This is a genomic window from Alkanindiges hydrocarboniclasticus, assembly GCF_001982605.1.
In the GTDB taxonomy this organism is placed as follows: domain Bacteria; phylum Pseudomonadota; class Gammaproteobacteria; order Pseudomonadales; family Moraxellaceae; genus Alkanindiges; species Alkanindiges hydrocarboniclasticus.
In genome coordinates this window covers 131,516-138,051 of the sequence record NZ_MLCN01000001.1, presented here as the reverse complement: position 1 = coordinate 138,051, position 6,536 = coordinate 131,516, and the positions used below count along the sequence as shown (strand labels likewise).

General features: G+C 46.3%; 5 protein-coding genes. 3 read left to right on the top strand and 2 right to left on the bottom strand.

Annotated elements, in window-relative coordinates; translation table 11 throughout:
- Both BKE30_RS00580 and BKE30_RS00575 read right to left on the bottom strand, forming a co-directional pair.
- On the bottom strand, positions 1 to 565 hold a 565-nt coding region (locus BKE30_RS00580), incomplete at its 3' end, for a hypothetical protein (RefSeq protein ID WP_198938025.1).
- A gap of 193 nt (positions 566 to 758) precedes the next feature.
- Positions 759 to 2,303, bottom strand: a complete 1,545-nt coding sequence (locus tag BKE30_RS00575; RefSeq protein ID WP_076876719.1) for an acetyl-CoA C-acetyltransferase — start codon at positions 2,301 to 2,303, stop codon at positions 759 to 761.
- 334 nt (positions 2,304 to 2,637) lie between these two features.
- On the opposite strand from BKE30_RS00575, the gene BKE30_RS00570 reads away from it, so the two are divergent.
- The 3 genes from BKE30_RS00570 to BKE30_RS00560 all read left to right on the top strand — a co-directional run bounded on the left by BKE30_RS00570 (position 2,638) and on the right by BKE30_RS00560 (position 6,501).
- Complete coding sequence (locus BKE30_RS00570; protein ID WP_076876718.1) at positions 2,638 to 4,029, top strand: 3-oxoacyl-ACP reductase; 1,392 nt, start codon at positions 2,638 to 2,640, stop codon at positions 4,027 to 4,029.
- A gap of 129 nt (positions 4,030 to 4,158) precedes the next feature.
- On the top strand, positions 4,159 to 5,016 hold the full coding sequence (locus BKE30_RS00565; RefSeq protein ID WP_076876717.1) for a MaoC family dehydratase: 858 nt from the start codon (positions 4,159 to 4,161) through the stop codon (positions 5,014 to 5,016).
- A 195-nt stretch (positions 5,017 to 5,211) separates the two neighbouring features.
- Positions 5,212 to 6,501 carry a serine hydrolase domain-containing protein gene (locus BKE30_RS00560; RefSeq protein WP_076876716.1) on the top strand — a complete coding sequence of 430 codons (1,290 nt, stop codon included), beginning with the start codon at positions 5,212 to 5,214 and terminating at the stop codon, positions 6,499 to 6,501.
- The last annotated feature ends 35 nt before the right edge of the window (positions 6,502 to 6,536 follow it).

Below are 6,536 nucleotides of genomic sequence, written 5' to 3'. Positions count from 1 at the left end.
ATATTCTATCGATGTCAGACACTATAGAGTTTACTGATGTAATATTATGAATTACTCTACTCGAAATTTTATTTATTTCAATAACTGCACAAGCTACTTCAGCTTCATCTAAAATAGGATAAGCTTCTCTTTGGATTTCTTCGACTTGTAATAATAGTTTATTATATCTTTTTTCTGCAAATATCTCTAACGAGCTTTCTATTTGTTCTCGCAAGTTTTTAATTTCCCAAGTTGTAATGTCTTGGTTTTTTATAGCTCGTTTAATTCTTTTAGTTTGCTCCTTCATAAATTTTACTGACTCTTTAGCTTCATATAAAGAATAATATTCTTCATCTTCATCTTCATCTTCATCTTCATCTTCATCTTCATCAGTGAGTAATTTTGCTACATTGAGTCCGATTTTATCTGTAGAAATTAATGATGATGAGACTTGAAGAAAATTGGTAATGATTTCATTCAATGAAATTTCATAAGTAGTATTTAAATCTTTAATCAAGTATTCAAGTATTTTCTGTATATCAATTACTTGAGAATCTTCTTCAAAAAATAATGGTATATTAATCATAAAAAATCCCTGATATTTTTAAATTTTCGATATTAGCATTTGGATAATTAAAATACATGTAAATTATGAAATAACTTACATATTTAGTTACATGGTACTTTTATAAAAACTGTTATGTATTTTTAAGTAGGTGATAAAAAAGACCTACAATTAAATATAGGTCTTTCTGAAATTCTAATATAGAGGTCAGAAATTACGGCTTTTCAACAATCGCCACAACGCCCTGACCACCCGCTGCACAAATCGAAATCAGCGCACGGCCTGAACCTTTTTCGTTCAGCAGTTTGGCCGCAGTGGCAATAATACGTCCGCCAGTCGCTGCAAAGGGATGGCCAGCCGCCAAAGATGAACCATTGACGTTTAGCTTGCTACGGTCAATCGAACCCAGTGGCTTATCCAGGCCCAAGCGCTCTTTGCAGAAAGTTGGATCTTCCCATGCTTTCAGGGTGGACAATACCTGAGACGCAAAGGCTTCATGGATTTCGTAGAAGTCAAAGTCTTGCAGGGTCAGGCCAGCACGTTCCAGCATACGTGGAACGGCATAAGCAGGCGCCATCAGCAAGCCTTCTTTTTTGCCCACAAAGTCAACTGCCGCAGTCTCGCTAAAGCTTAAGTAAGCCAGCACTTCATGACCATTGGCTTTGGCCCATTCTTCAGAGGCCAGCAGTACACAAGATGCACCGTCGGTTAATGGCGTAGAGTTACCCGCAGTCATGGTGGCGTTTTCGCCTTTGCCAAATACAGGCTTGAGCTTAGCCAGTTTTTCAACCGAGCTGTCTGGACGCAGGTTGTTGTCACGGGTTAAGCCCATGAACGGGGTAATCAGGTCATTAAAGAAACCGCGCTCGTAGGCAGCAGCCATTTTCTGGTGGCTGGATGCTGCCAGGGCATCCTGATCTTCACGGGCAATGTTCCATTCCAGCGCAGTAATCGCCTGATGGTCACCCATGGACAGGCCGGTGCGTGGTTCACCATTTTTAGGCGCATCCAGCAAGTCTTTTACATTGATTTTGCTTAAGGCTTTAAAGCGATCTTTTGCAGTTTTGGCAATGTTTAGCTCTAAAAATACTTTACGCAGGCCATCACCAAATGCAATTGGCGCATCAGAAGTGGTATCAACACCACCTGCAACACCCACGTCAATCTGGCCCAGTGCAATTTTGTTGGCAACCAGAAAGGCCGCCTGCAAGCCAGTACCGCACGCTTGCTGAATGTCATACGCTGGCGTTTCTGGGGCCAGTGCCGTGTTCAGTACACACTCGCGGGTCATGTTGAAGTCACGGCTGTGCTTAAGTACCGCGCCGGCAACCACTTCACCTAAACGCTGGCCTTGCAGGTTAAAACGTTCAACCAGGCCATTGAGTGCTGCGGTGAACATGTCCATATTGGAGGCTGTGAAGTAGGGGCCATTTGAACGGGCAAATGGAATCCGGTTACCGCCGATAATGGCAACGCGACGAACAGAAGCAGCTTGTTTGCTCATGGATGAGTCCTGTTTTTGGGTGGAAGTGGTTGCAGGTTTTTTAGTAGCACTGCTCTTGGTTGCAGTGCTATTGCCTGCACTGCTTTTAGTAGCACTGGCACGACGGGTTGTCGTCGCTGAAGATGCTTTACTGCTGGTAGAGGAACGCGGGGCACGTGTCGATGCACGTTTTGCAGCAGGCTTGGCTGTACTGGCCTTGGCTGCGGTTTCCCCGGTGTTGCTCGATTCGGGTTGGTCTTTTGAGGATTGACTCATAAGTGCCCCAAAACAATGAATTGAGAAGGGCTAACCTTAACATAAAGTTGCGGCAAAGTATTGACTGGAATGCCCACCAGTTTTGCCTAAAAGTCAAATATCTAGGCAGCAATCTTGGGTAGCATAGAGCCAAGTTATTCTACATGGACAGCGCAGTTGTTTATTTAACATGCTGGAACGCATTGTCGACACGTAATCCCAGTGAAAAACCACATGTTATCCATTGCAATTACTGTAGTGATGTCCTACTGTTTATACCATTTTAAATGGCCGCTCAAGGATGGAGTATGCTGTTTTTATTCAGGTTATGCACTTTTGATATGAGAGATAAATCATGAGCGATCGTTATCAGGCATTTGCCAATTCTGCTTTAGGTAAACTGGTTATTAAGAATCTGGGCCTGCCAGCCCCTGTTGAGCTGGATCGTTATGAGCCGGGCAAACCACTGGTTAATGGCGCCGTATTGTTTGGTGCAGCACCGGATAGCACCCTGTCTGCGGCGATTAGTGATGCACTGGCCAGCATTCATGCCGATACTTATGCTGGCGATAATACCCAGCTCCAGCAAGTGGCTGCAAAATCTGGCTTGAACCTGCGTGCATTTAACAGCGGTGACAAGGAATCGCGCTTCAAGGCATTTATTTTTGATGCATCGGGTATTGCAAACTCTGAACAGCTGGTTGAACTGTACAATTTCTTCCATCCGGTTGCACGCCAGCTCATGCCATCTGGCCGTGTGATTATCGTTGGGCGTGCGCCAGAAGCTGCCGGTAGCGTTAAAGCCGCGACTGCCCAGCGTGCACTGGAAGGCTTTGTGAAGTCTGTGGGCAAGGAATTCAAAAAGGGTGTTGCTGCCCAGCTGGTTTATGTTGGCAAAGGTGCTGAGAAAAACCTTGAATCCACTTTGCGCTTTTTGATCTCTGCCAAATCGGCTTATGTTTCTGGTCAGGTTGTAAATGTCAGCAAGGCTGCCACGGTTAATGTTGACTGGAGCATGCCGCTGACTGGCAAAACTGTACTGGTGACTGGTGCAAGTCGTGGTATTGGTGAAGCGATTGCCCGTACCATGGCCCGTGATGGCGCGCATGTCATTTGTCTGGATATTCCAGCGCAGGATGCTGATCTGCAACGGGTTGCTGGCGAAATTGGTGGTAGCGTACTGGCGCTGGACATCACGGCTGCTGATGCAGGCGAGAAAATCAAGCAATTTGCAGCGGGCAAGGGCGGTCTGGATGTGATTGTCCATAATGCAGGCGTGACCCGTGACAAGACCCTGGCCAACATGAAAGAAAACCTGTGGGACATGGTACTGAACATTAATTTAAGTGCTGCCGAGCGTATTAATGATTACCTGCTGGAAAACGAAGGCTTAAATGCCAATGGCCGCATTATTTGTGTTTCTTCCATTAGCGGTATTGCCGGTAATCTGGGCCAAACCAACTATGCCGCATCCAAGGCAGGCGTTATTGGCTTGGTGAAATTTACGGCGCCTGTGCTGAAAAACGGCATTACTATTAATGCGGTGGCTCCGGGCTTCATTGAAACACAAATGACAGCTGCCATTCCTTTGGCGATTCGTGAAGCTGGCCGTCGCATGAACTCCATGCAACAGGGTGGCCAGCCGGTGGATGTAGCGGAAGCCATTGCATGGTTTGCCAACCCAGCCTCAACGGGTGTTAATGGCAACGTGGTACGTGTGTGTGGACAAAGTTTGCTGGGTGCCTAAACCAGCGCTTTCAAGCGGGGTGCTTTGAGCGCCCCGTTTGTCGTTATAGCCAGTTCAATTCAGTGGTAAGCATCATCTGGTGAGCTGGCTATATTTATTGATGTAAATTGATATTTTAAGGAACCCAGCATGAGCATCCGCCATTTTGATGCATTGCCCAAGCCATACAAGGCTTATGGCAAAGTGATTTTATCCCTGATCAAAAAACCAAAGGTTAAAACCAAGACCTTGCCACAGGCGGAATATATTGTTGATCGCCTGAATATTGATGAAAAACACCTCAAAGCCTATAACGATATTTGTACCTTTAAAAATGATGGCACGGTGCCTGCGATGTATCTGGCTGTATTGGCCCAATCGCTACAAATGAGCATGATGACCGAAGAACCCTTTCCGTTTGCGCTACTGGGCATGGTGCATATCCGTAATGTGGTGCGCCAGACCCGTAAAATTAAGGCTGATGAAGTATTAAGCCTATCATGCAAGTTTGGCGAGCTGCGTCCGCATGACAAGGGCCAGCAGTTTGATTTTATTACTGCGGCCAGTGTCAATGGCGAGCAAGTGTATAGCGGTGTAACAACCTATCTGGTACGTAGCAAGGCAGGCGCAGCGTCAAAGTCTGACAAGCCCAAGGAAAATTCCAAGCCGGAATACCAAAGCAAGCAGGACTGGAGCATCCCAGAAAATATTGGCCGCCGCTATGCTGCTATTTCGGGTGATGTGAACCTGATTCACATTCATGAATATACTGCCAAGGCATTTGGCTTCAAGCGTGCCATTGCCCATGGAATGTGGACCAAAGCACGTTCACTGGCCGCACTGGGTGATTTACCCGATGCCTATGAAGCTGATGTACAGTTTAAGCTGCCTGTGTTTATTCCTACTAAAGTGACCTTAATGAGCTCAAAAGATGCAACTATCCAGTTTGAGCTGTGTGATAGCAAAGAGGGTAAGCCGCATTTAAGTGGTCAGGTGATTGCTCAGTAATAGCTTGTACAGAATTAAATAACGCCATATAACGCGCTGTTTAACCAGCCTCTGCATAACGAATGCAGGGGCTTTTTTTAGTCCTTAAACTGACGGGTTTTTGCTCAGCCTGTAGGCAATTTTTTAAAAGCCATTCAATTCAAAAGCGGTTTAGGCTATAACTAGGCTCTTTGCTTTACACAGACAGGATGTGACATGCAATTCCCATTTTGGCCCAAAGCGACCAATGTTCAGCTTCATGGCAGTTATGATGATTCCTTTACGCCATTGATTCAGGCCTTCAAACAGATTCAGCCACAAGCTCGAGAGGATAGCCAACCGGGCGGCTCTGCGCTTGCTGTTTATTTTCAGGGCAAAAAAGTGGTGGATGTCTGGACAGGATTGATAAAACAGGATACGCCATGGCAACAAGACAGCATGGCGTTGAGTTTTTCAACCGGCAAGGCTGCCTTGGCAACGCTGGTACACCGGCTGGCTGATCAGGGACTGCTGGACTATGACCAGAAAATTGCGCATTACTGGCCGGAATTTGGCAAAAATGGTAAAGGTGACATAACCATACGGCATGTACTGGCGCATCAGTCCGGACTGTTTGACATTCGCCAGAATATCCAGTCGGCGGTACAAATGCTGGATTGGCATGAGATGCTAAAAGTCTATGAGAATGCCACACCACGCTTTGAACCTGGCACAAAAGTGGCTTATCAGGCCTTGAGTTTTGGCTGGTTACTGGGCGGTGTGGTTGAAAAGCTCACTGGTCAGTCAATATGTGAAGTTTTTCAAAATGAACTGGTTACGCCGCTGGGACTGGATGGTGCCTATTTTGGGGTGCCTGCCGCTGAGCTTGAGCGTGTCGCACGGCCTATTGTAGCAGTAAGCCCTGATCAGACAGCCAATCAACAAAAAGTTAAACCCGCCGTACAAAAAAATGTGTTGCCAAAAGGTCGTCGTCCCTTAACCTTGCAGGAAAAAATGATTAAGCTCACCGGCCTTGATCCGTATGAAGCTGAAGATGCCTTAATGCCAAAGGGCATTAGCCGCTTTAGCTTTTTTACAGACCGTGTTTTGCAAGCCTGTATTCCAGCCGCCAATGGAGTATTTACCGCAAGGTCACTGGCAAAAATGTATGCCATGCTGGTCAATCAGGGTATAAGCGATGGCCAGCAATACCTGTCACCGGAACGGGTACGCTTATTAAGCCAGATTCAAAATACCCAGCGTGATCGTATTATGTCCATTCCCATGAACTGGCGGCTGGGCTATCACCGGATTTTAAGTCTGGGTAAACGTGTACCAGAGGGTTTTGGTCATATTGGTTACAATGGCTCGGGCGCATGGTGTGATCCATCGCGTGGCTTGAGTTTTGCCTATGTGCATAACTTTGCCGGAAGCAGTATTACCGGTGACCCACGCTTGTGGTGGCTTACCCAGACTGCGCTACAAAATGCTGATTTAAACCTGACAGGCAAGAAAGGCTGGTTTTAGCTGTTTGGTTCTTGCCAACTGCTGCTATCGGTTGG